Origin of the sequence: Paenarthrobacter sp. 22069 (genome assembly GCF_052046035.1) — a bacterium.
GTDB lineage: Bacteria > Actinomycetota > Actinomycetes > Actinomycetales > Micrococcaceae > Arthrobacter.
Genome location: NZ_JBQEQF010000015.1, coordinates 40961 through 64417, shown reverse-complemented (window position 1 = coordinate 64417; position 23457 = coordinate 40961). Strand labels below are relative to the sequence as shown.

The following is a 23457-nucleotide window of genomic DNA, read 5'->3' as shown; positions in this document are numbered from 1 at the left end:
CCACCGATGTTACTCGCGAGTAACTTAGCCCGCAAGGGCTGGAGCGGAGGTTACTGGGCGCCCCCGGCGGCGACTGCTTTCGTTTCCTTGGCGGGCAGCGGCTGCGGATCCAGGAAGGCGCCGGCAATCAGCGGGGCGGTAAGGTCCACCTGCCACGCCCGGGCGCCCAGTGCGCGGAGTTCAGCCGCGATGGAATCGACGGTGACCTCAGCCGGCGGCCGCCAGGCAACACGCCGCAGGTAATCGGGGGTGAGGAGGTTTTCCAAGGGAAGGTTCAGCTGTTCGGCCTTCTCCTGGAGGAGTGGCCGGGCGGTGGCCAGCCGGGCGGCCGCTTCCGGGTCCCGGTCTGCCCAGACCCGCGGGGGTGGCGGCGCATTGGTGGCCAGGTGCAGCGGCGGCAGCTCTTCCAGGGCCCGGGCGGCAGCAATGCAGCGCAGCCACCGCGGTGCTTCGCGCTGGGCGGCGCGTCCGTGGAACCCCTTCGTGGCAAGCAGCTGCGGGACGGTGGAGGGCATGGCCTTCGCGGCAGCTACGAGGGCGGAATCCGGAATGAGCCGGCCGGGCGCCACATCGCGCTTTTGTGCCAGCGAGTCGCGTTCGAGCCACAGTTCACGGACGGCGGCCAGCTGGCGCCGGTCCCTGATCTGATGCAGGCCCGAGGTCTTCCGCCAGGGATCCACCCGTGGCGGCGCAATGCCCGCTTCGAGGATGGCGGCAAACTCCTGCTCGGCGTACTCAAGTTTCCCGTCCGCCTGCAGGAGTTCGATGAGTTCTTCGCGCAGTTCGGTGAGGACTTCAACATCCAGTGCGGCATAGCGCAGCCACGGCTCCGGGAGGGGACGGGTGGACCAGTCGGCGGCGGAGTGTTCCTTGGCCAACCCGAATCCGAGCAGCTGCTCGATCACCGCGGCCAGGCCGACGCGCGGGAGGCCAGCCAGGCGGGCGGCGAGTTCGGTGTCGAAGAGCTTGTCCGGCCACATGCCGAGCTCGGATAGGCAGGGCAGGTCCTGGGTGGCGGCGTGCAGTATCCATTCCACGCCGCGCAGTGCGTCGTTGATGATGTCCAGGTTTCCGAACGGCTCCGGGTCGATCAGCCAGGTCCCGGCGCCCTCGCGGCGGATCTGGACCAGGAAGGCGCGCTGGCCGTAGCGGAATCCCGAGGCACGTTCGGCGTCCACCCCGGCCGGGCCGGTGCCGGCAGCGATGGCAGCGGCGCAGCGCTCCAGGCCGGATTGGGTTTCGATGACCAGTGGAACGCCGTCCCGCGGCGAGTCAAGGTCGATGATTTCGGGGATGGGGCTGTCAAAGCCCTCCACCGTGATGTGGGGTGCGGCATCAGCAGCCGGGACGCCGGCTGTGGTGTTTTCCGGAATGTTTGGGGTCATGATGCCCCCAGTTTACCGGGCTGCCCCATAACCGTTCTGCTGGCTGCGCCGGCGGGGCGGGAGGGCGGTGACGCCGTCGGGGAGCGGCGGGAGCCCGGCGAAGGTGCACACCATGTCCGACCACGCCTCGAGATGGGCCTGGACGTCGGCAGATGCAGGTGTCCAGGAGGCCCTCAGCTCGATGTCGATGGAACCCGGCCGGCCGGCCAGGGTACCGAAGCTCTCGGACAGGACCCTGGTGGCCGTGCCTCCGGCTGCCCGGTAGGCCGCCTTGTGGTTTTCCAGTGCCTCCACCAGCCAGGTCCAGGCCACGGTCCCGAGCATCTGGTCGTTGCCCATTTCGGGTTCCAGTTCGGCGCGGATGTAGGTGACGATCCGGAACTCGCCGTCCCACACCGCTGAGCCGTCCGGGTCATGCAGCAGGATGAAGCGCCCGGTGGCAAGCTCCGTCTCGTCCTCGTCAGCCGGCCCCGAACCGGCAGTGCCGGAGGCGGCGGCGAAAGCCATGGCCGCGGGTCCGTGCACAGGTGTGGCCGGGGCGCCGGCACCGGGCGCCATGACTTCGGCGCCCAGCGCCACGGCAAAGGGTGCCAGGCGGGCGGGGGCAGGGATCTCCGCGAGGCGCAGTTCCTTGCGGCACTGGGCTTTCCGGAGGGTTCCCAAGGCGTGGAGAAAATCCGGCGGAACCTGGTCAAGTGCGTTCACCATGGCAGATTACGGGGCAGATGGGGGCGGAGCGGGAAGGCTCGCCGTCAGCGGCCGGTCACCCGGCCTGGCCGTCCTTGTGGTCCCGCAGTTCATGCCGGATTGCGGCGGCAAAGGCATCAACGTCCTCCTCTGTGGTGTCGAAGGAGCACATCCACCGGACTTCCCCTGCGGCCTCGTCCCAGTCGTAGAACCGGAAGGAACTGCGCAGCCTGTCCGCAGCGCCGGGGGGAAGGATGGCGAAGACTCCGTTTGATTCCGTTTTCTGGGTGGGCCGGACGCCGTCGATGGTGTCGACGGCGGCGCGCAACCGGGCAGCCATGGCATTGGCGTGGGAGGCCGAGCGCAGCCACAGGTCGCCTTCCAGCAGGGCGATGAACTGGGCGGACAGGAACCGCATCTTGGAGGCCAGCTGCATGTCCATCTTGCGCAGGTAGACCAGGCCGTGGGCCGCCTCGGGGTTCAGCGCCACCACCACTTCGCCGAACAGCAGCCCGTTTTTGGTGCCGCCGAAGGACAGGATATCCACGCCGGCGTCCGTGGTGAACGCCCTCAGGGGCACGCCCAGGTGCGCCGCGGCGTTGGCCAGCCGCGCGCCGTCCATGTGCAGCTTCATCCCTTTGGCATGCACATGCTCGGCGATGGCCCGCACTTCCCCAGGGGTGTAGCAGGTGCCCAGTTCCGTGGTTTGGGTGATGGAGACGGCGAGCGGCTGGGCGCGGTGCTCGTCGCCCCAGCCCCAGGCTTCCCTGTCGATCAGTTCGGGCGTCAGCTTGCCGTCGGGGGTGGGCACGTGCAGGAGCTTGAGGCCACCGACGCGCTCCGGCGCGCCGTTCTCGTCCATGTTGATGTGGGCGGTGGAGGCGCACACCACGGCACCCCACCTGGGCAGCAGGGACTGCAGCGACAGGACGTTGGCGCCGGTGCCGTTGAAGACCGGGAAACATTCAATGCCGGGTCCGAAGTGTTCGGCCATCAGTTCCTGCAACCGGGCGGTGTAGTCATCCTCGCCGTACGAGACCTGGTGCCCCTCATTGGCGGCCGCCAATGCTGCCAGGACTTCGGGGTGGACGCCGGAGTAGTTGTCGGAGGCGAAGCCGCGGACTGTGGGATCGTGCAGCCGCAGCGCCGCGCCGGTTTCTGCTGTTGTCGTCATGGGGTTGCTCACGCTTTCAGTCTAGGTTCAGTCGCTGCCGCGGTCAGTCCGCCAGCCGGAGCCTGGCGCCATTGAGTTCGGCGGCCGGTGCATCAAAGAGGCGTACGACGGCGGCGGCCAGGTAGGCAACGTCCGTCGCGCCAGGGAACTTCCGCTCCGGGTGGGCGCGGCGCAGTGCATCATCCACCAGGGCCTTAACCACGAGGATGGTGGCGGCGGCCTGTCCGCCGCCCGCCTCAGAGGTCCGGCGGAAACCGTCCGCCATGGCCATGGTCCACGCTTCCGCCGCGGCCTTGGCCGCCACGTAGTTGGCCACCGCCGCGGTTGGCTTGTCCACGGCGGTGGAGGAGACGATGGCGAACCTGCCGGCCGGAGATGCGGCGACGTCGTCAAAAAAGACGCGTGACACGTTGCGGAGCGTGGTGACGGCGCCGCGTTCCAGGAAGTCCCAATCGTCGTCGGACTGGTCAGCGATGCCCTTGGCGCCGCGCCAGCCGCCCACCAGGTGGATCACGGCGTCAACGGGCCCGACGGCGGCGCCGACCTCCGCCCGAAGCTGCCGCACGCCGTCGAAATCGGTGAGGTCGCACGTGAAGGGCGTGACGCCGTCGCCCGCCTGCTGCGCAGCGGCTGTGATCCGGGTACGGTCCGAGCCCACAGTGGCCACGCGGTATCCCGCCAGGGCAAGCGCCCGCGCCACGGCGACTCCGGACGCCCCGCTGCCACCGGTCACCATGATGTTAAGCGGACCGGTGGCTCCCGGGTCCCCGGGCGCGGTGCTCACAGCGCGGAGCGGCCGGTGATGCCGGCGGTGGACTCGATGACCGGGCGCATCTTCTTCTCCAGTGCTTCGTAGAACATGGACAGCGGGAATTCGTCGTCCAGGACCTGGTCCGTCAGGCCCCGGGGCGTTCCAGCCAGCGGCAACGCATCGGGACCCTTGGCCCAGGCTGATGCCGGGTTGGGGGTCACGGTTGCCGACACCAGCTGGTAGGCCGCCAGCCAATGGGCGGTCTTGGGCCGGTCGATGGAGCGCCAGTACAGGTCGTCGATGCTGGCTCCCAACGCGATGACGGCGTCCGCCACCTCATCCCAGTCGATGGTAAGCCGGGTGTCAGTCCAGTGCAGCACGTGCTGCTGGTGAAGCCAGGCAAACAGGAATTGGCCGCCCAGGCCATCGTAGTTGCGGACCCGGCTGCCGGTGATGGCGAACCGGAAGATGCGGTCGAAGATGATGGCGTACTGCACCAGTTTCGCGTGCCGCCGGGCATCGGGATCGGCGTCCTCGTCCTTTTCGATCCGTACCGACTCCCGGAATGCTGTGAGGTCGCAGCGAAGTTCCTCCAGCGAGTACAGGAAGTACGGCATGCGCTGCTTGATCATGAAGGGATCGAACGGCAGGTCGCCGCGCATGTGTGTCCGGTCATGGATCAGGTCCCACATGACAAAGGTCGCTTCGGTGAGGTCCTGGTCGGCGAGCAGTTCCGCGGCGCCCTCGGGCAGTTCCAGCGAAGTGATGTCCGCGGCAGCCTTCAGGACCCGGCGGAAGCGGGCGGCTTCACGGTCGGCGAAGATGGCACCCCAGGTGAAGGTGGGGGTCTTGCTGACGGCTACGGTCTCCGGGAAAAGGACGGCGGAGTTGGTGTCGTAGCCAGGCGTGAAGTCAACGAAGCGGATGGGGACGAACAGCTTGTTCGAGTAGGCGTCCGCTTCCAGGCCGGCGATGAAGTCGGGCCAGATGACCTCGACCAGCACGGCCTCCACCAGCCGGCTGCTGCTGCCGTTCTGGGTGTACATGGGGAAGACCACCAGGTGCTGCAGGCCGTCATGGCGCTGATCCTGCGGCTGGAAGGCCAGCAGTGAGGACAGGAAATCCGGGACACCGAATCCGCCCTCTGCCCAAGCCTCGAAATCGGCGCAGGCGGCATCAAGGTAGGCGTCATCGTGGGGGAAGGCGGGTGCGAGGGCACGGATGGCGGCCACGATGGTCTCCACGTAACCGGAGGCCTCGGGATGGTCGGCGGCGTGCGGCACGGAGCCGTCCTGGACCTGGAGGGCCTGCAGGGCGGTTGCTGCGCCCTTGAGCCGGAGCCAGTCCTGGTTCCCGGGGGAAATTCCGGTAACGGCGGTGGTCAGAGTCTCTGTCATCGTCGGCTGCCTTTCTGGTTGCTTGCTTCTCTGGCGAGCGTAACAAGCAACCAGAAGGACTTATGCCAAAAAGGGACTTCCATAAGTAATGCTTAGCCTGGGTGGCTTAGGCGCAGGTCCGAGGCTCATCCTTTACTGGGGGATCGACCGGGTGGGCCGGCGGCCGCGGGAAGCCGTAAGTTCAGGACCCGGCTTTTTCTGCGGCATCATCCTTGGGGACCAGCCGCAGCGAGATGGAGTTGATGCAGTAGCGCTGGTCGGTGGGCGTCCCGTAGCCCTCGCCTTCGAACACATGGCCCAGGTGGGAGTCGCAGGTGCCGCAGCGGACTTCGATCCTTTCCATCCCCAGGGTCCGGTCGTGGATATAGCGCACCTTGCCCTCGGCCAGCGGAGCCCAGAATGACGGCCAGCCGCAGTGCGAATCAAACTTCTCGCTGCTGGTGAAGAGTTCGGCGCCGCACGCCCGGCACTGGTACACGCCCTCGGTGTGGGTGTCCCAGTATTCGCCGGTGTAGGGCCGTTCGGTGCCGGCCTGGCGCAGGACGCGGTATTCCTCCGGGGTCAGTTCCTCCCGCCACTGGCCGTCGCTCTTCTCGACGGTGCCTGCCTGACTCCCTGTGCCGGCTGCGGTGGTGTCCTCTTGGGTGCCATGGGATGTCCCGCCCGCAACGCCTGGTCCCTTGTTGCCGAAGATGCTGTTTCCAAAGATGCTCATGCCATTCCCAACGCTCAGGAGTCGCCGATAAATCCCGAGCCCGCGTACAGGTGGAGCACCGGGACGCCAAGCTGGTCCTGGGCCTTGTTGGCCCAGTCGGTGTGGAAGGTATCAGCCACTGCATGCGGCCTGGTGATCACTACGGCCTGGGCGGCCCCGGTTTCCCGGACTGTGGCAACCAGGCCGTCCACGGCTCTGCCCTCCACTATCTGGCCCGTCACTCCGGCGCCCAGTCCCGCAAGCGCAGCGAGTGACGCGGCAAGGGTTTCATCCGCATGTGCGCGTTCCTCGGCGGCATCCGGGTTGCGGCCGGCCAGGTCCCGGAACGCCTTTGCCACGTCCAGCATGGACAGGTTCTCAAGGAAGTCCACCAGCAGGTGCCGCTCCGTGTTGGCCGGCACCAGGACAAGCAGGCGGCTGTCCGCCCCATCCACCAGCCGTTCAATATTCACGCGGTCGTCCGCGCCCAGGGGTTCTTCGGTCAGGATGACGATGGGATCACTCATGGCCTTAGCCTAGCGCCGCCCCGTCACGCCCGCACTGGGGATCCGCAACAGGCGCACAAACGAAGGCAGCGGCATGCCGGGACCGTCCGAAAATGCCGGTATCTGCGGCGGCGCCGGTAAGAATAGACCCATGGCACCTTTCCGGCGAGCGCGCCCTGCAATGACTGCACCCCCGAGTGATTCCCGGGGAGTTTCGCCGGGGGCGAAGTGGGCCATTGCCGGGGCGATCGCAGGAGGATCGGTGGCAAGCCTGCTGGGAGCCGGCTCCTCGGCGCTCGCCGTGTATTTCGCCCGCCGCGTGATCACGCCGGCGCGGCAGCGTGCTGCCGACAAGGAAGTGCTCGCCGTGATCCGGGACGGGCAAAAGCAACAGGTGATCCTGGCCGCCAACGATGACACCACCGTGGACGGGGTCTACGGGTTCTTTTTCGACGGCGGCAAGGGCCATGCCCGCATCGGCCGCATTGTTTCGTACTCACCGGCGGAACGGACTGTCCTGCGGGAGGTGGAAGCGGTCTACAGCGGGGACCTCTCCACCGCCCGCTGGGGCTGGTGGAGCGGGGCAACCTATCCTGACCCCGCCGCCGTCGGTATTCCGGCAGAGGATGTGCTGATTCCGGTGGAGCGGGGCGAAGCGCCCGCGTGGCTGGTGCGGGCTGAAGGGACGGCCCGTACCTGGGCCATCATGGTGCACGGCCGCGGGGCCACGCGGCAGGAAGCGCTCCGGGCGGTAGGGCCGGCGCTGGAACTGGGCCTGACCAGCCTGGTCGTGTCCTACCGCAATGACGGATTGGCACCGTCGGCCGACGACGGACGGTACGGGCTTGGCTCGACTGAGTGGCAGGACATCGAAGCTGCCATCGAATACGCGCTGGCCAATGGTGCCGAGGACATTGTGCTGTTTGGCTGGTCCATGGGCGGGGCGATTTGCCTGCAGACGGCCGACCTCTCCCGGTACCGGCACGTGATCCGGGCCATGGTGCTGGATGCGCCCGTGATCGACTGGGTCACCGTGCTGGCACACCATGCACAGCTCAACCGGATCCCTTCGCTGGTGGGCCGGTACGGGCAGCTCATGCTGGGCCATCCTCTGGGGCGCCGGCTCACCGGCCTGTCGGCGCCCGTGGACCTGAAGGTCATGGACTGGGTGTCGCGCGCGGTCGAACTGCGGACGCCAACTCTGATCGTCCACAGCGTCGACGACGAGTACGTGCCGTACGGACCCTCCGCTCTGCTCGCGGAACGGAACCCGGACATGGTGACATTCGAAAAGTTCAACCACGCCCGGCACACGAAGGAGTGGAATGTTGATCCGGAGCGCTGGGAACGGGTGGTGAAAGCCTGGTTGCGGCAGCAGCTTGCTCCCCGCCTTAACCCCGGCTCAACTGCGGGCCCGGGCGTGGCCACCGGGCAAACGCCCGCGGGGGAGTGACATGGCACAACGCGCGGCCCGAACGGTGACGGTCCGCGGCCGGGAGCTGGCCGCTGGACTTGCCGGGCTGGTAACGGCAGCGCCGGGCGGGCAAATGCAGCCCTCGCACGCCCCCTTCGACGGCTCACTGTTGGGAGAAGTTCCGGTCTGCAGCGGGAACGACGTGCAGGCCGCCGTCGGCACTGCCCGCCTGGCGCAGCGGGACTGGGCAGGTACGTCCGTTGCCAGCCGGTGCGCCGTCATCAGGCGTTTCCATGCGCTCCTGCTGGACCGTGAGCAGGACGTCCTTGACCTGGTCCAAGCCGAGAGCGGCAAATCCCGGCTCAGTGCCTTCGAGGAGTTCGCGGATGTGGCCCTCACGGCGGACTACTACCGGAGGACTGCCGAAGGGTGCCTTCGCCCGCGGCGGCGGAAGGGCGCAGCACCGGTCCTGACCCGCACCACCGAATACCGCGTTCCCAAGGGCGTGGTGGGCGTCATCAGCCCGTGGAACTATCCACTGACCCTCGCGGTCTCCGACGCCATCCCCGCCCTCCTGGCCGGAAACGGCATCGTCCTGAAACCGGACGCGCAAACACCCTTCACGGCCCTGTTGATGCTCGAATTGCTCCGCCAGGCAGGCCTTCCCGATGGCCTGTTCCAGATCGTCACGGGGCCGGGACCGGATATTGGGCCTGTCCTGATCGGCCTGGTCGATTTCCTGATGTTCACCGGATCGTCCAGGACCGGCAAGACCGTGGCACGCCAGTGCGGTGAGCGGCTGATCGGTTTCTCGGCGGAGCTGGGCGGCAAGAATCCCATGCTCGTGCTGGCCGACGCGGACATCGGCAAAGCCGCCGCCGGGGCAGTGCACGCCTGCTTTTCCAACTCCGGCCAGCTCTGCGTGAGCATCGAGCGGATCTACGTGCACGCTGACGTGTACGAAAGGTTCGTGGCCTCCTTCATAGCTGCGGTGGAGCATATCCGCATGGGTCCGGGCCCGGACTGGAACATCGGCATGGGATCCCTCACCAGCGCGGCGCAGGTTGAGCGGGTGGACCGCCACGTCCAGGACGCGCTCGCCAAAGGAGCCCACCTCCTCACCGGCGGGCGACGAAGGCCGGACCTCGGGCCGCTGTTCTACGAACCGACCGTCCTGGCCGGGGTCACCGAGGACATGCTACTTGCCAGGGAGGAAACGTTCGGGCCGGTGGTCGCCGTGTACCGGGTGCCGGACGACGATGCGGCCGTTGCCATGGCCAACGACTCCGACTTCGGCCTGAACGCCAGCGTCTGGTCTGCACGGCGCGGTGAATCGGTGGGCCGCCGGCTCCTGACCGGAACCGTGAACGTCAACGAAGGATATGCCGCTACGTGGGCATCCCATGATGCGCCGATCGGCGGCATGAAGGACTCCGGCGCCGGCCGCCGCCACGGCCGGGAAGGCATCCTGAAGTACACCGAGCCGCAGACCATTGCCGTGCAGCGGCTGCTCCCGGTGGCACCCGCCGCCCGCATGTCCAACCGGGCCTACGCACGCATCATGAAAACGGCCATCACCCTGATGGGCCGCTTCCCCCGCAACCGGTAGGCGCCCTGCCCCGCCGATATCCAGGAGAACAGACATGGCCAGAGGAACCGGGCTTTCCGGCGCAACAGTCCTGATCACCGGAGGGGGCAGCGGGCTGGGCCGTCGGATGGCCCTCGAAGCTGCGCGGCGAGGTGGCCGGGTGCTGGTCTGGGACCTGGATGCCTGCCGCGGCATGGCCGTACGTGATGAGATCAGGGCGGCCGGCGGACGTGCCGAGGCACAGGCCGTGGACGTGACCGACCGCGGGGCGGTGAACGCTGCCGCCGCTGTTGCCGGGGCCGTGGACATCCTGGTCAACAATGCTGGGGTGGTGAGTGGCCGCAAACTCCTCGAGGCCACGGACCAGGACATCGAGCGGACCATGAATGTCAACGTCATGGCCTTGTACTGGGTTACCCGCGCCTTCCTTGGCGGGATGGTGGGCCGCGGCCGGGGCACGGTAGTAACGGTTGCCAGCGCCGCCGGGCTGGTGGGCGTGGCCCGGCAGACGGACTATTCCGCCAGCAAGTTTGCCGCCTTCGGATTCAATGAGTCGCTCCGCGCCGAGCTCCGCGCCGGACAATCCGACGTCAACACCCTGGTGGTCTGCCCCTACTACATCGACACCGGGATGTTCGACGGCGTACGCACGCGCTGGCCACGCCTCCTTCCCATCCTCCAGGAAGAGCAGGTGGCAGGCGCCGTCCTGGACGCGATCGAGGCCGGCCGGCGGAAGGTGGTCCTGCCGCCCCTCGTGAACCTTCTCCCCGTCCTGAGGATCCTTCCGGTCAGCGTTTTCGACCGGCTCATGGACGTGCTGGGAGTCAACCGCACCATGGACCACTTCACGGGCCGGCAGGGGTAGGGCGGGGAGGGATTCCGGCTGGATCCCGCATGCGATAACGGGGGATCCAGGACCCTATACCGGGCCCCCGAGCGGGTTTATCCTTGCTGCTCAAGGGGGGACACCTGCAATGAAATGGGACCCCACATGCGAATAACACGACGACAGTTGCTACAGGCCGGTGCAGTGGCCGGTGCGGGACTGCTGGCTTCATCCGGTTCGCCGGCCGCGGCGGAACGCGGACCTGCCTCCCGGCAGCAGGACCTGTTCGCTGAACAGCTTCCAACACTGGACGATCTTGGTGTGCTGGACATGCAGAAGGGAGGGAGCACCGCCCTCTGGGTCCGCAACGCCCGCCACAGGTTCCAGGAGCACATGGGCCTGACGGACACCCTGGTTTACCAGGAATCCGGATCGTCGCGGACCTACCTGGGTCCTGTCATCATCGCGCGGAAGGGGACTCCCTTCGAACTGACCGTCCACAATGGCGCCGGTGGGCACCCGCTGGCCTTCGCGATTGACAGCGAACTGGTTCCGGCCGGAACCAACGATGCCAAGTGCCCGCGGACGTCCCTCCACCTTCACGGCGGCAATACGGGCCCGGACTCCGACGGCGGACCGGACCAGGCATTCGTTTCCGGCAGGTCATACACCTACCACTATGGCAACAACCAGGATGCTGCCGGGCTCTGGTACCACGACCATGCACTGGGCTTGACCCGGCTGAATGTCTATGCGGGATTGGCCGGGGGATACCTGCTCCGGGACACCCCGGGCGGATCAGGGGTAGACACCGGGGACGGCACGCACCTGCCCCCGCCGCCCTACGAGGTTCCCCTGATCATCCAGGACAGGATGTTCAATCCGGACGGTTCCTTCGCCTACCCGCCGAACCCGGACCTCAAGGGACCTGACGGCGCCCCGCGCCCCTGGGCGCCGGAGTTCTTCGGCGACGTCGCCACGGTCAACGGCAAGTGTTGGCCGAACCTCGACGTTGCCCGCGGAAAGTACCGCTTCCGCATCCTGAACGGTTCGAATGCCAGGTTCTACGACCTCAAGTTTGACGCCGGAGGCCCGGCGCTGGCTTTCCACCAGATCGGGTCCGACGGCGGACTCCTTAACGCGCCTGTCCGGCTGAACCGGCTGGTCATCGGCCCCGGGGAACGGGCGGACCTCGTGGTGGACTTTGCAGGGCTCCCGGCCGGATCGCGGGTGGTCCTGCGCAACAGCGCCCGCGTACCGTATCCCGATGGGCCTGAATCCATCGCGCGCGGCGGCCTGCCCCTCCCGCAGATCATGCAGTTCACCGTGCAGTCCCGGACCGGCTACACCGTGCCCCTTCCTGCCCGGCTAAGGGAGAAGGACATCACCAGCCTTCGGGAGGCGGCACCGGCCCGCACCCGGCAGATGGCGCTGGTGGAAGTGGCCAACGCCGATGACGTGCCGGTGATGGCCTTGCTGAACAACAGGATGTTCGACAGCCCGGACATCACCGTAGTGAAGAGTGACACGCTGGAAGAGTGGGAGCTCATCAACACCACCGAGGACGCCCACCCGATCCACCTGCACTTCACCCAGTTCCAGGTGCTCAACCGGCAGAAGTTCGACGCCGGCTCCTACCTGGAAGCCACTGGGTTCATTGACCCGGCCACGGGCCTTGTTATGCCGGGGCGGGGAAACAGCGTGGAAGCAGGGCGCTTCCTTATCGGCCGTCCCAAGGAGGCGCCCGCCACCGAGCAGGGGTGGAAGGACACGGTGGTGGCGCTGCCGGGGGAGGTCACCCGGATCCGGGTTCCCTTCGGTGCCGGGGCGGCAGGGGGCGCCCCGCTGGCGATTGGCTCGTCCTTCAAGGGCGAATACGTATGGCACTGCCACATCCTGGAGCACGAGGACAACGACATGATGCAGCGCTACGTGATCACGTAGCGTGTGCTCCCGGACGGCTCGCCGCTAGTGCCGGGAAGTGCCCCCTGCCAGGGAGCTGATGGGCGCGGTGACAGCGTCCGTCAGCCTGGCCAGGTCCGCCGGAGCGAGCTCGATGTCCAGGCCGCGCCGGCCTCCCGAGACCAGCAGTGTGTCGAAGGCCAGCGCGCTGGAGTCCAGGACCGTGGGGGAGGGCTGCCGCTGGCCGAGCGGGGAAATGCCGCCCAGGACGTAGCCGGTACGCCGCTGGGCTGTGGCGGGATCGGCCATTGCGGCTTTCTTGGCACCGAGAGCGGCGGCCATTGCCTTCAGGTCGAGGCTTCCGCTGACCGGGACAATGCCCACCGCGAGCCTGCCCTCCACCTCCACCATCAGGGTCTTGAAGACACGGGAGGGATCGATCCCCAGGGCTTCGGCAGCCTCCGCCCCATAGCTCACTGCGGAAGGGTCGTGGGTATACGGATGAAGCACAAAGGGAACCCCGGCGGCGGTCAGTGCCGCTGCGGCCGGGGTTCCCTGGGTGTTGTTTTTTCGTGCCATTAGGCCCCTGTCAGGCCTGGGTGCGGGAGGCTGCAGCCACCTTGCGCTTGATCCTGCCCAGCATGGCGGTCATGCCGCGCATGCGCAGCGGCGTGATGGCCCGGGTGAGCCCCAGCAGTTCCGGCATGTCGTCCGGCACGGCCAGGATTTCTTCGGCGGACAGGCCGTCCAGGCCCTCATGCAGCACGCCGGCAAAACCGCGCGTGGTGGGTGCCTCGGCAGGTGCCTTGAAGAACAGGTGTACCGCGTCGTCGTCGTTCCCTGTCTCGATGGTGAGGAACAGCGGCGACTGGCACTCCACAACCTGTTCAAGGAGCTCGGGGTGGTCCTTGAGCCGTTCGGGAAGTTCCGGCAGGCCTTCGGAGAACTCCAGCAGCAGCTGAAGCCTCTCGGGTTCGGACACAGCCTGGAAATCGTCCACAATGGCCGCGAGGGCGGAAGGCAAAGCTTGAGTAGTCATCGTTCCAAGTCTACGCGGGCGGGTGTGTTTCAGGCTCCGACGGCGACCGGAACGGAGCCGCGCTCAGTACCCTTCACGATGGGCACGCGCACGGCGTTGCCCCATTCGGTCCAGGATCCGTCGTAGTTGCGTACCGATTCGAAGCCCAGGAGGTACTTGAGGGCGAACCAGGTGTGGCTGGAACGCTCGCCGATGCGGCAGTACGCCACGACGTCGTCGCCCTCGGACAGGCCGGCCTCGCCCAGGTAGATCGCCTCAAGTTCAGCGCGGCTCTTGAAGGTCCCGTCTGCGGCGGCGGCACGGGCCCAGGGAATCGAGGCTGCGGTGGGGATATGGCCGCCACGCAGGGCACCTTCTTCCGGATAGGCCGGCATGTGGGTGCGCTGTCCGGTGTATTCCTCCGGGGAGCGGACATCGATGAGCGGGCCATTGCCCAGGTGCGCCAGTACGTCCTCCTTGAAGGCGCGGATGGGGGCATCGTCGCGCTCCACCACGGGGTAGTCGCCGGGAGCGGGGGACGGCCTGTCCTTGGTAAGTTCCCGGCCTTCGGCAACCCACTTATCCCGGCCGCCGTCGAGAAGCCGGACATCCTGGTGGCCAAAGAGCGTGAAGACCCACAGGGCGTATGCAGCCCACCAGTTGGACTTGTCGCCGTAGATCACAACGGTGCTGTCGCGGGAGATGCCCTTGGAGGCCGCGAGCTTCGCGAAGGCCGCGCCGTCGATGTAGTCGCGCGCCACTTCGTCGTTAAGGTCCGTGTGCCAGTCGATCTTGACGGCGCCGGCAATGTGGCCCGTTTCGTACAGGAGTACGTCCTCGTCCGATTCCACCACGACGAGCCCGCCGTCCGCTGCGGCCCCGCTGTCAATGGCGTCCGCGAGCCATTGAGTGGACACGAGCCGCTCCGGGTGGGCATAGGCTGCAAACTTCTCATTCTGTTCAACCGGGTAGGGCATGGTTTGGCCTTTCAGTAAGAGCACGGGAAACCGTGGAACCGGCATTGGAACCTGTTCCCACCCTAGCCAGCGCCTGTGGCCTTGTCCGTATTCCGTTAACAGGGAGAAATGTTGCCTTGCTCACGCCGGACGGCGCGGGGAAGGCAACCAGCCCGGGCGTCGCCGGCATTGCCGGTATCCTTTCTGGGGACCATCCACCAGCAGAACGGACCACCTTGGTACAGATCGAACAGCTTGCCGCCCGCACCCCGGCAGTTTCGGTGGACGAACTCCTCAAGGGCTTCTACCCGTCGCCCCGCTTCGGGGAGGTCTCCTTTTCGAGCTACCGCCCGGACCCCAAGCAGCCCAGCCAGGCTGCGGCGGTAAGGGCACTGGAGGGATTTGCCGACGGCGTGGGGTCCGGTAACGGGGGCGGCCTCTTCAAAAAGCTGTTCGGCAAGAAGGACGAATCCAGGGCGGGAATCTACCTGGACGGCGGCTTCGGTGTGGGCAAGACGCACCTGCTCGCATCCCTGTGGCACGCATCGCCGGGCCCCAAGGCTTTCGGCACGTTCGTGGAGTACACCAACCTGGTGGGCGCCCTGTCCTTCCGCAAAACGGTGGACGCCCTGAGCAGCTACCAGCTCGTGTGCATCGACGAATTCGAACTGGATGATCCGGGCGACACCGTCCTGATGTCCCGGCTCATGCGTGAGCTGGCTGACGCGGGGGTCAAACTTGCCGCCACGTCCAACACGTTGCCCGGCTCCCTGGGTGATGGCCGGTTCGCTGCTGTGGACTTCCAGCGGGAAATCCAGGTCCTGGCAGACCAGTTCGACGTTATCCGCATCGACGGCGAGGACTTCCGGCACCGTGGCCTTCCGGCCGCACCGGCGCCGCTGAGGAACAGTGAGCTCAACGCGCACATGAAGGCGGAGTTCGACGGGAAGACCGTGGCCCAGGACGAGTTCTCCACCCTCATCCACCACCTGGCCGGGGTGCACCCCAGCCGTTACCGCCAGCTGATCCACGGGATTGACGGCGTGGTGTGGCGCAACGTGGAAACCATCACGGAACAGGCCGTGGCGCTTCGGTTCGTGGTCCTGGCAGACCGGCTCTACGACAAGGATGTGCCCATCCTGGCCAGCGGCGTCCCCTTCGACAAGCTGTTCACCGAAGAGATGATGGCCGGCGGTTACATGAAGAAGTACTTCCGCGCCGTCTCCCGCCTCACCGCACTGGCCCGTGAAGGCCAGAACCACGAGCCCTCCTAAGCGGACGTCTTTCCGGGGCGGATTCCGGGCCGGGGCCGCAGCACCAACCGGACCACAAGCCCTGCCAGCAGGGCCCAGAAGGCCGAGCCGATTCCGGTGAAGGCCAGCCCCGAGGCGGCCATCAGGAACGTGACGGCCGGAGCGATCCGGTCTTCGGGATCGGCCAGGGCTGCTGAAACGGCGGAGGCGAGGGTTCCGAGCAGGGCCAGCCCCGCCACGGCCTCCAGCATCCCTGCCGGTGCCTGGTTAACCACGGCCACCAGTGCAGCGGAAAAAGCAGCGAGCACCAGGTAGGCCAGGCCGGACACAAACCCGGCCACCCACCGCCGGGTCCGGTCGCTGCCGGCCTCCTCGCCCGCCGCCAAGGCAGCGCTCAGCGCTGCGAGGTTGATCGCATGTCCGCCGAACGGAGCCCCCGCAACAGTTCCTGCCCCGGTGACGAGCATCGCCGGCCGCCACGGGGTTTCATAGCCGAAGGACCTCAGGACGGCCACGCCGGGAATGTTTTGCGAGGCCATGGTCACCACGAATAACGGGAGCGCAATGCCCGCCATGGCCTGAAGGCTGAACGCGGGTGTGGTCCACGCCAGTGCGGGCACCATAGCGGCCGGCTCAACGGCTGTTCCTGCCGATGCCAGGGTAATTGCAATGACGCCCAGGGCCACGAGCAGGGCTGCCGGCACGGCCCATCGCGGCGCGAACTTCATCAAGGCAAGCCAGCACAGGATCACCGGCGCGACAAACACCGGAACTGAACCGAGCGCCTTGAAGGGCGCCAGGCAGAGCTGGAGCAGGACGCCCGCCAGCATGGCCTGTGCCAGGGAGGGCGGGATGCGCGCCATCAGCCTGCCGAGCGCCGGCACCAGGCCGGTGATGGCCAGCAGCAGTCCCGCACCAAGGAAGGCGCCGACGGCGCCCGGCCACCCGCCGTCGGGCACCACCGATGCAGCAAGCAGCGCGGCACCCGGAGTGGACCAGGCCAGGGTTACCGGGACCCTGGAACGCCACGCCAGGACAAGGACGCCGAGCCCGACGGCGAGCGTCAATGCCAGCAGCCCGGACGCGGCGTGGGCAGGATCGGCCCCTACTGCCTTGAGTCCGGCCAGGACGACGGCAAAGGATGACGTGAAGCCCACCAGCGCGGTGACGATCCCGGCCACGACTGGCCTGGAATCGATCCGGGCCCGTCCGGCCTTGGTTGTCTGGGCGGGAGCTGGTGACTTGGGCATACCGGCAGGTTACCGGCGCAGCTTTGTGAACCAGCAATCGCCGCTGCAAACACCCTGTTTAAACGCCAAAGGCGCGGGTGCCGCCTCCCGGCGGGACCCGCGCCCCGTTGACGTGCCGGGCAAGGCCCTGGCCAAATCCTTTACGGAGCCCTGTCTACCGGCGGAACCGGATTTTCAGGAGCTGCCGGCGGAACGTGTCCGGCGGCAGGTGCCTGTCCCGGGGTTCCGTTCTTGTCAATGAGCTTGGAAGCGCCATCCTGGATCTTGTCGACGTGACCTGCGTACTTGCCGCCGGTCCTGGTGTCGACGAAATCGCCGGCCTTGGTGATGCCGTCCTTGATGGCCTGCTCGTTGCCGCGGATGAGACCCTGAGCCTTGCCCTTTAGATCGTCAATCAAACCCACGAGCACCTCCCTTCAATCGCGGAGCCAGGTCGCTCCTCGCGCCTTCGATCCTATCGGGGGCCGTAAGGCGTGCCAAGGGAATTCGCCCGCAGCGGATAGGGGATACGAAAAAAGCAGCTCCGAAGAGCTGCTGTGGATGGTGGGCGATACTGGGATCGAACCAGTGACCTCTTCCGTGTCAGGGAAGCGCGCTACCGCTGCGCCAATCGCCCGGAACCGGAAGACCGGCTTATGGGATACATGAGAGCGGACGACGAGATTCGAACTCGCGACATCCACCTTGGCAAGGTGGTGCTCTACCAGCTGAGCTACGTCCGCGTGTGCAGGATGAACCGGTAAACCGGCGGTACTGCGGGCAAGTTGCCTTGCCAGTGGGCGATACTGGGATCGAACCAGTGACCTCTTCCGTGTCAGGGAAGCGCGCTACCGCTGCGCCAATCGCCCATTGAATCCGAAACATCCGGAAACCATGGTTTTCACCGAGGTGGGTACGGGATTCGAACCCGTGTATACGGCTTTGCAGGCCGCTGCCTCGCCTCTCGGCCAACCCACCGTGTTAGCGTCAATTCCGAAGAATGTTTGCTGTGACAGTGTCCTGCGAGCGGACGACGAGATTCGAACTCGCGACATCCACCTTGGCAAGGTGGTGCTCTACCAGCTGAGCTACGTCCGCATTTTGGAGGTCTGATTCCCTGCCGTTTCCGGCATTTCCTCGCGTTCCAACGAGTAAAAACAATATAGGAGGTTCGGGGAAACTCCAAATCGGAAGTGGGCCGCAGGCTGCACAGGTGCCTGCTTCCTTGGATTGGCGGGGTTTTGCAGACTTACACGCATGTAATTCCCGACGGCGGTCCGGGCGCCTTTTACTGCCACATGGCATCTTGGGCAGCGCCTCGGAAGAAGAGTTCGGTCCTTTCCGCAGGGCGGCAGGCGGGCCGGCGCCACGATTTTTGAAAAGGGCCGATGGTGGGCTAGCATTCAAATGCATCGGGGCGATTGGCGCAGTGGTAGCGCGCTTCGTTCACACCGAAGAGGTCACTGGTTCGAACCCAGTATCGCCCACCGCAGAGGTCCGTTTCCGCTCATCAGCAGCGGAAACGGACCTTTTTTGTGTGCGGCTCCTGCCCCCGGAGCTTTTGTCGGCCCCCTGTGAAAGAGTCTTTTCCATGACTGATCCGCTTCTCGCCCACGCCACCGAATACGGCCGCATGTATGCACGGTCAACGTCGGAGCAGTTCTCGGTACCGTCCATCACCACTGTGATCAGCCAGCAGCCGCACGGCCTCGACGGCTGGTTCGGCTACATGGGTGCCAGCAGCCTGGCCAACGATCCTCTCCTCGCGGATTGCCTGGGGAGCCCCGCGAAGATCAAGCAGGCCGTTAACCGGGCGGCCAAGGCTGCCGAAACCTACCGGGATGACGCAGCCAGGCGCGGGGACCGCGTCCATAACTACTGCGAGCAGGTGGCACTCCGGGCGCTGGGCCGACCGCATGCGATGAAAGAGGCCCGCGAGGCGCTGGCCGCCAACGGGGAGGAAGCCTTCGCCGTCCGCTTCGACGAATGGTGGGAGCTCTTCCGGGTGGAGCCCATCGCGCCCGAAATCACAGTCTGGAACAACTCGGTGGGGTACGCAGGGACGCTGGACCTCGTGGCCCGCATCAACGGCCGCGTTTGCCTCATCGACTACAAGACCAAAGGCACCACCCGGGACGGGCTGGTCAAGACCCTGGACGACAAAGTGGTGATGCAGCTGGTGGCCGGCATGAAGGCGGAAGAGAGCCTCGTGGATCCGGAAGCCGGGACCTGGGAGCCCTGGAAGTACGGGGACAACCCGGTGCTGCTGGCCGTCGCCATCGGCGAGACGGAAGTCCGCCCCGTCCGCGCCAACCCCGAGGTCCTTAAGCACCACTGGTGGAAGTTCTGCGCCCTGCGCCGGGTCTGGGAACTGTCGGCGGACACCATCAGCGCCGGTACGGCCCTGCTGCCCATCGCCCCGCCGCCGCTGGCGCAGGCCCGTACGGCATAGCCGGCGGGCCCGCCCCAGGAGACTGCACCTAAACTGGACAGGTTCCCTTTGCCGCCAACCGTGAGGACATACAGCGCATGGCTATTCTGAATATCCGCATTATCGGTGATCCTGTGCTGCGCACAGTTGCCGATCCCGTGACGGATTTCGGACCCGAGCTTGCCAAACTGGTCGCCGACATGACCGAGACCATGGAGGACGTGGACGGCGCAGGGCTTGCCGCTCCGCAGGTCGGCGTCAGCAAGCGCGTCTTCACCTACCGCATTGACGGCGTCGAAGGGCACATCATCAATCCTGTGCTGGAGAACAGTGAGGACTACCAGCCGGACCATGTTGAAGGCTGCCTCTCCATTCCCGGCCTCGGCTTCCCGGTCCGACGCTTCCGCTCCACCCGGGTCACCGGCGTCGACATGCACGGCAACCCCGTCTCCCTCGAGGGCGAGGGCATGCTGGCGCGCTGCTTCCAACATGAAAACGACCACCTTGACGGCATCCTCTACACCGACCGGCTCGAGGGTGAGGACCGGAAGGCCGCACTGCGCTCCATCCGCAACGCCAATTACGACGCCGTCGCCGGACGTACCACGGCCAAGCGCGCCAAGAGCGTGGGGTCGAGTTTTGGCGGGGCAAGCTTTGGCGGGACCAGCGCCCCCGGCTCCAGCTTCGGTGCAGCCGGGTGAGGGTCCTCTTCGCGGGCACGCCCCCAGTCGCAGTCCCATCCCTGGACGCACTTGTCAACGCCGGGTTCGACGTCGTTGCCGTCCTGACCCGTCCTGACGCGCCCGTTGGGCGCAAACGGGTACTGACGCCGTCGCCCGTCGCACAGCGGGCAGCAGAACTGGGCCTTGAAGTCATCCACGCCGCACGGGTTGACGCTGAAGCCATCGACAGGATTTCTGCGGTCCAGCCCGACGTGGCGGCCATTGTGGCGTACGGCGGATTGGTTCCCCCTCCCGCCCTGGCCATTCCACGGCACGGCTGGGTCAACCTCCACTTCTCCCTGCTGCCCGCCTGGCGTGGAGCGGCGCCCGTGCAGCGTGCCGTCATGGCTGGCGACGATGTCACCGGTGCTGTGACCTTCCAGCTTGAGGAAGGCCTGGACACCGGCCCCGTATTTGGCACCTTGACCGAATCGGTCAGGCCAGAGGACACAGCAGGCGATCTCCTTGAGCGACTGTCGCACAGCGGCGCGGTGCTGCTGGCGCAGACACTGTCGGCCATCGAGGCCGGGAAAGCGGCGCCGCAGCCGCAGGCAGGCGATGTCTCGCTCGCACCGAAACTGACGCTGGAGGATGGCCACCTGAACTGGTCCCATCCCGCCCTGGCGATCAGCAGGCAGGCACGCGGCGTCACTCCCGAGCCGGGCGCCTGGACCGTGCTCGATGGGCAGCGGGTCAAACTCGAACCTGTCCGGCTCCGGCCGGAGGTCACGGGCCTCGCGCCCGGAGCGGTGGCCCTGCAGGCGAAGAACGTGCTGGTCGGGACTGGGTCGCATGCGGTGGAACTCACCCGGATCCAGCCCGCCGGCAAAAAGATGATGGCCGCGGCCGACTGGGCCCGTGGCATGGCTTCACTGGAGAGCGTGGTGTTCGAATGAGCGGGTCCGGCGGCAACGTGGGCGGGCGTGCAAGTGCCGGGGGGCACGGCAGCGCGGGAAAGAGCGGGCACGGCGGCAACGGGGGACCTGCCGGCCGCGGCAATGGCGGCCCGCGGGACGCCCCCAGGCGGAACGCCAAGGGGCGCGAACGCAACCGCGGCCCGCAGCGGAGCTTCACCGAGCAGGCGCCGTCGCAGCGCACCAGGCGGGCCGATCCCGCCCGCCTGGTGGCCTTCGAAGTGCTGCGCGCCGTGGCGGAGGAGGACGCCTACGCCAACCTGGTGCTGCCGGCGCGGATCCGGCAGCACCGCCTGGACAAGCGGGACGCCGGCTTCGCCACGGAACTAAGCTACGGAGCCCTGCGCGGCCAGGGCACGTATGACGCCATCCTGGCGCGGTGCGTGGACCGGCCCCTGGCCCAGCTCGACCCTGCCATCCTTGATGCCCTGCGCATCGGCGCCCACCAGTTGCTCGCCATGCGCGTCCCGGCCCACGCTGCGCTGGACCAGACTGTGGGGCTGGCCCGGGCCGTCATCGGGGCGGGTCCGTCGGCCTTGATCAACGCCGTCCTCCGCAAGGTCACCGCCCACTCCCTTGAGGAGTGGCTGGACCTGCTGGTGGACAGCGAGACCGACGAAACGAAAATCGCCTCGCTGAGATACGCGCACCCCGAATGGATCGTCCGGGCCATGCGGCAGTCGCTCGTGGCACACGGACGTTCAGCGGGCGAGATCAACGACCTGCTGGAAGCCGATAACGCCGCCCCGGTGGTCAACCTCGTGGCCCTGCCCGGCCTGGGAAGCCTGGATGAGGCGTTGGACAACGGTGCCACGCCGGGCGAACTGGTGGAAGGTTCCGCGTTGTCCAGTGGTGGGGACCTGGGCCGGCTGGCGTCTGTGCGGGCCGGTACCACCCGTGTGCAGGACGTTGGTTCCCAACTGGTGGCCAGGGCCCTGGCTGCTGTCGATCTCCCTGCTGCCGGTTCGGGTGAAGCGTGGCTCGACCTCTGTGCCGGCCCCGGTGGTAAAGCTGCGCTCCTGGGTGCCCTGGCGCACCAGCGCGGCGCGACGCTCCTGGCCAACGAACCGGCCCCGCACCGTGCCAAACTCGTCAGCCAGGCACTGTCCGCCGTCCCGCACGACAGCTGGCAGGTGCGCACGGGTGACGGCCGCGAGGTGGGGGCCGAGCAGCCCGAACGGTTCAGCCGGGTCCTGGTGGACGTTCCGTGCACCGGCCTCGGAGCGCTTCGCCGCCGGCCTGAGTCGCGGTGGCGGCGCTCTCCCAAGGACATCACCGACCTCGGCCCGCTGCAGCGTGAACTGTTGTCCTCCGCTCTGTCGGCAGTCCGGCCCGGGGGAGTGGTGGCTTACGTGACCTGTTCGCCGCATCCAGCCGAAACCACGGCGGTGGTGGCAGACGTCCTTCGGAAGCGCACCGACCTGGAACTCCTCGACGCCGGGGCAGCCCTCGATACGGCCAGCCTGACCGGCAACCTCGGCGCCGGCCATGAACTGACAGCGCAGCTCTGGCCGCATATCCATCACACTGATGCCATGTTCCTGGCCCTCATCCGGAAAAAGGCCTGACCGGGAAGATGCCTGGCCACGACCTCCTGCCCCCGGCAGTGGGTCCGCTCTGTCCCGGCAGGCGCCCCTGATCCGCCCACTGGATCACGCTTTGTCCATCCGACCCACCCACCTTCAGCGAAAGGCACACCACGTGACGCAATGCTGCATCAACCCGAGCATCCTCTCCGCCGACTTCGTCAATCTTGAAGCCGAACTGCAGCGCATCAGCAACGCCGACGCCGTGCACGTGGACGTGATGGACAACCACTTCGTCCCCAACCTGACCCTCGGGCTGCCCGTGGTCCAGCGCATCCAGGCGGTCAGCCCCATTCCGCTCGACGCCCATCTGATGATCTCCGACGCCGACCGGTGGGCACCCGGGTTCGCTGACGCCGGACTGGCCTCGGTGACCTTCCACGCCGAGGCATCGATTGCGCCCATCAAGCTGGCCCGCGAACTGCGCAGCAGGGGATCGAAAGCAGGAATGGCGCTGCGCCCGGCCACGCCTGTGGAACCGTACCTGGACATGCTGCCGGAGCTGGACATGCTGCTGATCATGACGGTGGAACCTGGTTTTGGCGGCCAGGCGTTCCTGGACATCACCCTGCCCAAGATCCGCCGTGCCCGGGCCGCAGTTGAAGGTTCAGGGCTGGGACTGGCCATCCAGGTTGACGGCGGCATCAGCGAAGACACCATCGCCCGCGCCGCTGAGGCCGGCGCGAACGTCTTCGTTGCCGGCTCCGCTGTCTACGGTGCCGATGATCCCGCCGCGGCCATTGACCTGTTGCGTAAAAAAGGGAGCCAGGCATTACGCCCGGCGACGGAATAACCGGAAGCGCCCGCCGGTTGTGGCACAATAACAACACACATACGTGCTCCGGGGTCGGTGTAAGTCCGAACCGGCGGTGACAGTCCGCGACCCGCGAGCCGGTGGTTCCCCAAGGAACTGCCGGCGGACGGTTGAACCGGTGAAATTCCGGTACCGACAGTTAAAGTCTGGATGAGAGAAGCACGTACAGCTGTAACTGCGGACCCTGCGGTCCCGCAGCGTTCTGCTGTC

General features: G+C 66.9%; 22 protein-coding genes, 6 tRNA genes and 1 riboswitch. Of the genes, 11 read left to right on the top strand and 17 right to left on the bottom strand.

Features of this window, described 5'->3' with window-relative positions:
- Positions 1-50 precede the first annotated feature (50 nt).
- The 7 genes from ACTJK0_RS13720 to ACTJK0_RS13690 all read right to left on the bottom strand — a co-directional run bounded on the left by ACTJK0_RS13720 (position 51) and on the right by ACTJK0_RS13690 (position 6615).
- Positions 51-1385: an HRDC domain-containing protein gene (locus tag ACTJK0_RS13720; RefSeq protein ID WP_110544491.1), complete on the bottom strand. Its 1335-nt coding sequence runs from the start codon at positions 1383-1385 to the stop codon at positions 51-53.
- Between the two features lie 12 nt (positions 1386-1397).
- Positions 1398-2093 carry a DUF3000 domain-containing protein gene (locus tag ACTJK0_RS13715; RefSeq protein ID WP_110544489.1) on the bottom strand — a complete coding sequence of 232 codons (696 nt, stop codon included), beginning with the start codon at positions 2091-2093 and terminating at the stop codon, positions 1398-1400.
- A gap of 55 nt (positions 2094-2148) precedes the next feature.
- Positions 2149-3246, bottom strand: coding sequence for a threonine aldolase family protein (locus tag ACTJK0_RS13710; RefSeq protein WP_110544488.1), 1098 nt, complete (start codon positions 3244-3246; stop codon positions 2149-2151).
- A 43-nt stretch (positions 3247-3289) separates the two neighbouring features.
- The gene (locus tag ACTJK0_RS13705; RefSeq protein ID WP_440745565.1) at positions 3290-3982 is read right to left on the bottom strand and encodes an SDR family NAD(P)-dependent oxidoreductase; all 693 of its coding nucleotides are present in this window, start codon (positions 3980-3982) and stop codon (positions 3290-3292) included.
- 44 nt (positions 3983-4026) lie between these two features.
- Positions 4027-5394 (bottom strand): DUF6421 family protein, encoded by a 1368-nt coding sequence (locus ACTJK0_RS13700; RefSeq protein WP_440745535.1) that lies wholly within the window; start codon positions 5392-5394, stop codon positions 4027-4029.
- A gap of 181 nt (positions 5395-5575) precedes the next feature.
- The gene (gene msrB, locus ACTJK0_RS13695; protein WP_440745534.1) at positions 5576-6109 is read right to left on the bottom strand and encodes a peptide-methionine (R)-S-oxide reductase MsrB; all 534 of its coding nucleotides are present in this window, start codon (positions 6107-6109) and stop codon (positions 5576-5578) included.
- Positions 6110-6123: 14 nt separating this feature from the next.
- Entirely contained in the window at positions 6124-6615 is a 492-nt protein-coding gene (locus tag ACTJK0_RS13690) for a hypothetical protein (protein ID WP_440745533.1), read from the bottom strand.
- A 160-nt stretch (positions 6616-6775) separates the two neighbouring features.
- Here ACTJK0_RS13690 and ACTJK0_RS13685 point away from each other — a divergent pair, with 160 nt between their 5' ends.
- The 4 genes from ACTJK0_RS13685 to ACTJK0_RS13670 all read left to right on the top strand — a co-directional run bounded on the left by ACTJK0_RS13685 (position 6776) and on the right by ACTJK0_RS13670 (position 12366).
- Positions 6776-8047, top strand: a complete 1272-nt coding sequence (locus tag ACTJK0_RS13685; protein WP_440745532.1) for an alpha/beta hydrolase family protein — start codon at positions 6776-6778, stop codon at positions 8045-8047.
- A gap of 1 nt (position 8048) precedes the next feature.
- A complete protein-coding gene (locus ACTJK0_RS13680) occupies positions 8049-9617 on the top strand; it encodes a succinic semialdehyde dehydrogenase (RefSeq protein ID WP_440745531.1) in 1569 nt (522 codons plus the stop codon).
- Between the two features lie 34 nt (positions 9618-9651).
- The gene (locus ACTJK0_RS13675) at positions 9652-10461 is read left to right on the top strand and encodes an SDR family oxidoreductase (protein ID WP_440745530.1); all 810 of its coding nucleotides are present in this window, start codon (positions 9652-9654) and stop codon (positions 10459-10461) included.
- Positions 10462-10587: 126 nt separating this feature from the next.
- On the top strand, positions 10588-12366 hold the full coding sequence (locus ACTJK0_RS13670; protein ID WP_440745529.1) for a multicopper oxidase family protein: 1779 nt from the start codon (positions 10588-10590) through the stop codon (positions 12364-12366).
- Positions 12367-12390: 24 nt separating this feature from the next.
- Here the strand turns inward: ACTJK0_RS13670 and ybaK are convergent, their stop codons facing one another.
- Genes ybaK through ACTJK0_RS13655 form a run of 3 tightly spaced genes read right to left on the bottom strand, consistent with a single transcriptional unit; the run spans position 12391 to position 14319 of the window.
- Positions 12391-12903: a Cys-tRNA(Pro) deacylase gene (gene ybaK / locus ACTJK0_RS13665; protein ID WP_440745528.1), complete on the bottom strand. Its 513-nt coding sequence runs from the start codon at positions 12901-12903 to the stop codon at positions 12391-12393.
- 10 nt (positions 12904-12913) lie between these two features.
- Positions 12914-13363 carry a SufE family protein gene (locus tag ACTJK0_RS13660; RefSeq protein WP_110544473.1) on the bottom strand — a complete coding sequence of 150 codons (450 nt, stop codon included), beginning with the start codon at positions 13361-13363 and terminating at the stop codon, positions 12914-12916.
- Positions 13364-13392: 29 nt separating this feature from the next.
- Positions 13393-14319, bottom strand: a complete 927-nt coding sequence (locus ACTJK0_RS13655) for a sulfurtransferase (protein WP_440745527.1) — start codon at positions 14317-14319, stop codon at positions 13393-13395.
- A gap of 215 nt (positions 14320-14534) precedes the next feature.
- Here ACTJK0_RS13655 and zapE point away from each other — a divergent pair, with 215 nt between their 5' ends.
- Positions 14535-15572 carry a cell division protein ZapE gene (gene zapE, locus ACTJK0_RS13650; RefSeq protein WP_440170462.1) on the top strand — a complete coding sequence of 346 codons (1038 nt, stop codon included), beginning with the start codon at positions 14535-14537 and terminating at the stop codon, positions 15570-15572.
- Here zapE and ACTJK0_RS13645 read toward each other — a convergent pair.
- The 7 genes from ACTJK0_RS13645 to ACTJK0_RS13615 all read right to left on the bottom strand — a co-directional run bounded on the left by ACTJK0_RS13645 (position 15569) and on the right by ACTJK0_RS13615 (position 17878).
- Positions 15569-16801, bottom strand: a complete 1233-nt coding sequence (locus tag ACTJK0_RS13645; protein ID WP_440745526.1) for a benzoate/H(+) symporter BenE family transporter — start codon at positions 16799-16801, stop codon at positions 15569-15571. The two genes, zapE and ACTJK0_RS13645, sit on opposite strands and share 4 nt — an antisense overlap.
- Positions 16802-16941: 140 nt before the next feature.
- Positions 16942-17205 carry an antitoxin gene (locus tag ACTJK0_RS13640; RefSeq protein ID WP_440745525.1) on the bottom strand — a complete coding sequence of 88 codons (264 nt, stop codon included), beginning with the start codon at positions 17203-17205 and terminating at the stop codon, positions 16942-16944.
- 137 nt (positions 17206-17342) lie between these two features.
- Positions 17343-17417 (bottom strand) — tRNA-Val (locus ACTJK0_RS13635).
- A gap of 33 nt (positions 17418-17450) precedes the next feature.
- A tRNA-Gly gene (locus tag ACTJK0_RS13630) sits at positions 17451-17523 on the bottom strand.
- Between the two features lie 54 nt (positions 17524-17577).
- Positions 17578-17649: transfer RNA gene (locus ACTJK0_RS13625), tRNA-Val, on the bottom strand.
- A 38-nt stretch (positions 17650-17687) separates the two neighbouring features.
- A tRNA-Cys gene (locus ACTJK0_RS13620) sits at positions 17688-17758 on the bottom strand.
- A gap of 47 nt (positions 17759-17805) precedes the next feature.
- Positions 17806-17878, bottom strand: a tRNA-Gly gene (locus ACTJK0_RS13615).
- A 317-nt stretch (positions 17879-18195) separates the two neighbouring features.
- Here ACTJK0_RS13615 and ACTJK0_RS13610 point away from each other — a divergent pair.
- From ACTJK0_RS13610 to rpe, 6 genes are all read left to right on the top strand, one after another.
- Positions 18196-18267: transfer RNA gene (locus tag ACTJK0_RS13610), tRNA-Val, on the top strand.
- 104 nt (positions 18268-18371) lie between these two features.
- On the top strand, positions 18372-19232 hold the full coding sequence (locus tag ACTJK0_RS13605) for a cytochrome (RefSeq protein WP_440745524.1): 861 nt from the start codon (positions 18372-18374) through the stop codon (positions 19230-19232).
- A 77-nt stretch (positions 19233-19309) separates the two neighbouring features.
- Complete coding sequence (gene def, locus ACTJK0_RS13600; protein WP_110544464.1) at positions 19310-19912, top strand: peptide deformylase; 603 nt, start codon at positions 19310-19312, stop codon at positions 19910-19912.
- Positions 19909-20829 (top strand): methionyl-tRNA formyltransferase, encoded by a 921-nt coding sequence (gene fmt, locus ACTJK0_RS13595; protein ID WP_440745523.1) that lies wholly within the window; start codon positions 19909-19911, stop codon positions 20827-20829. Before def ends, fmt begins: the two co-directional genes overlap by 4 nt.
- A complete protein-coding gene (locus tag ACTJK0_RS13590; RefSeq protein WP_440745522.1) occupies positions 20826-22415 on the top strand; it encodes an RsmB/NOP family class I SAM-dependent RNA methyltransferase in 1590 nt (529 codons plus the stop codon). The genes fmt and ACTJK0_RS13590 overlap by 4 nt, the downstream gene beginning before the upstream one ends.
- Positions 22416-22548: 133 nt before the next feature.
- A complete protein-coding gene (gene rpe / locus ACTJK0_RS13585; RefSeq protein WP_440745521.1) occupies positions 22549-23226 on the top strand; it encodes a ribulose-phosphate 3-epimerase in 678 nt (225 codons plus the stop codon).
- Positions 23227-23265: 39 nt separating this feature from the next.
- Positions 23266-23414, top strand: a riboswitch (FMN riboswitch).
- The last annotated feature ends 43 nt before the right edge of the window (positions 23415-23457 follow it).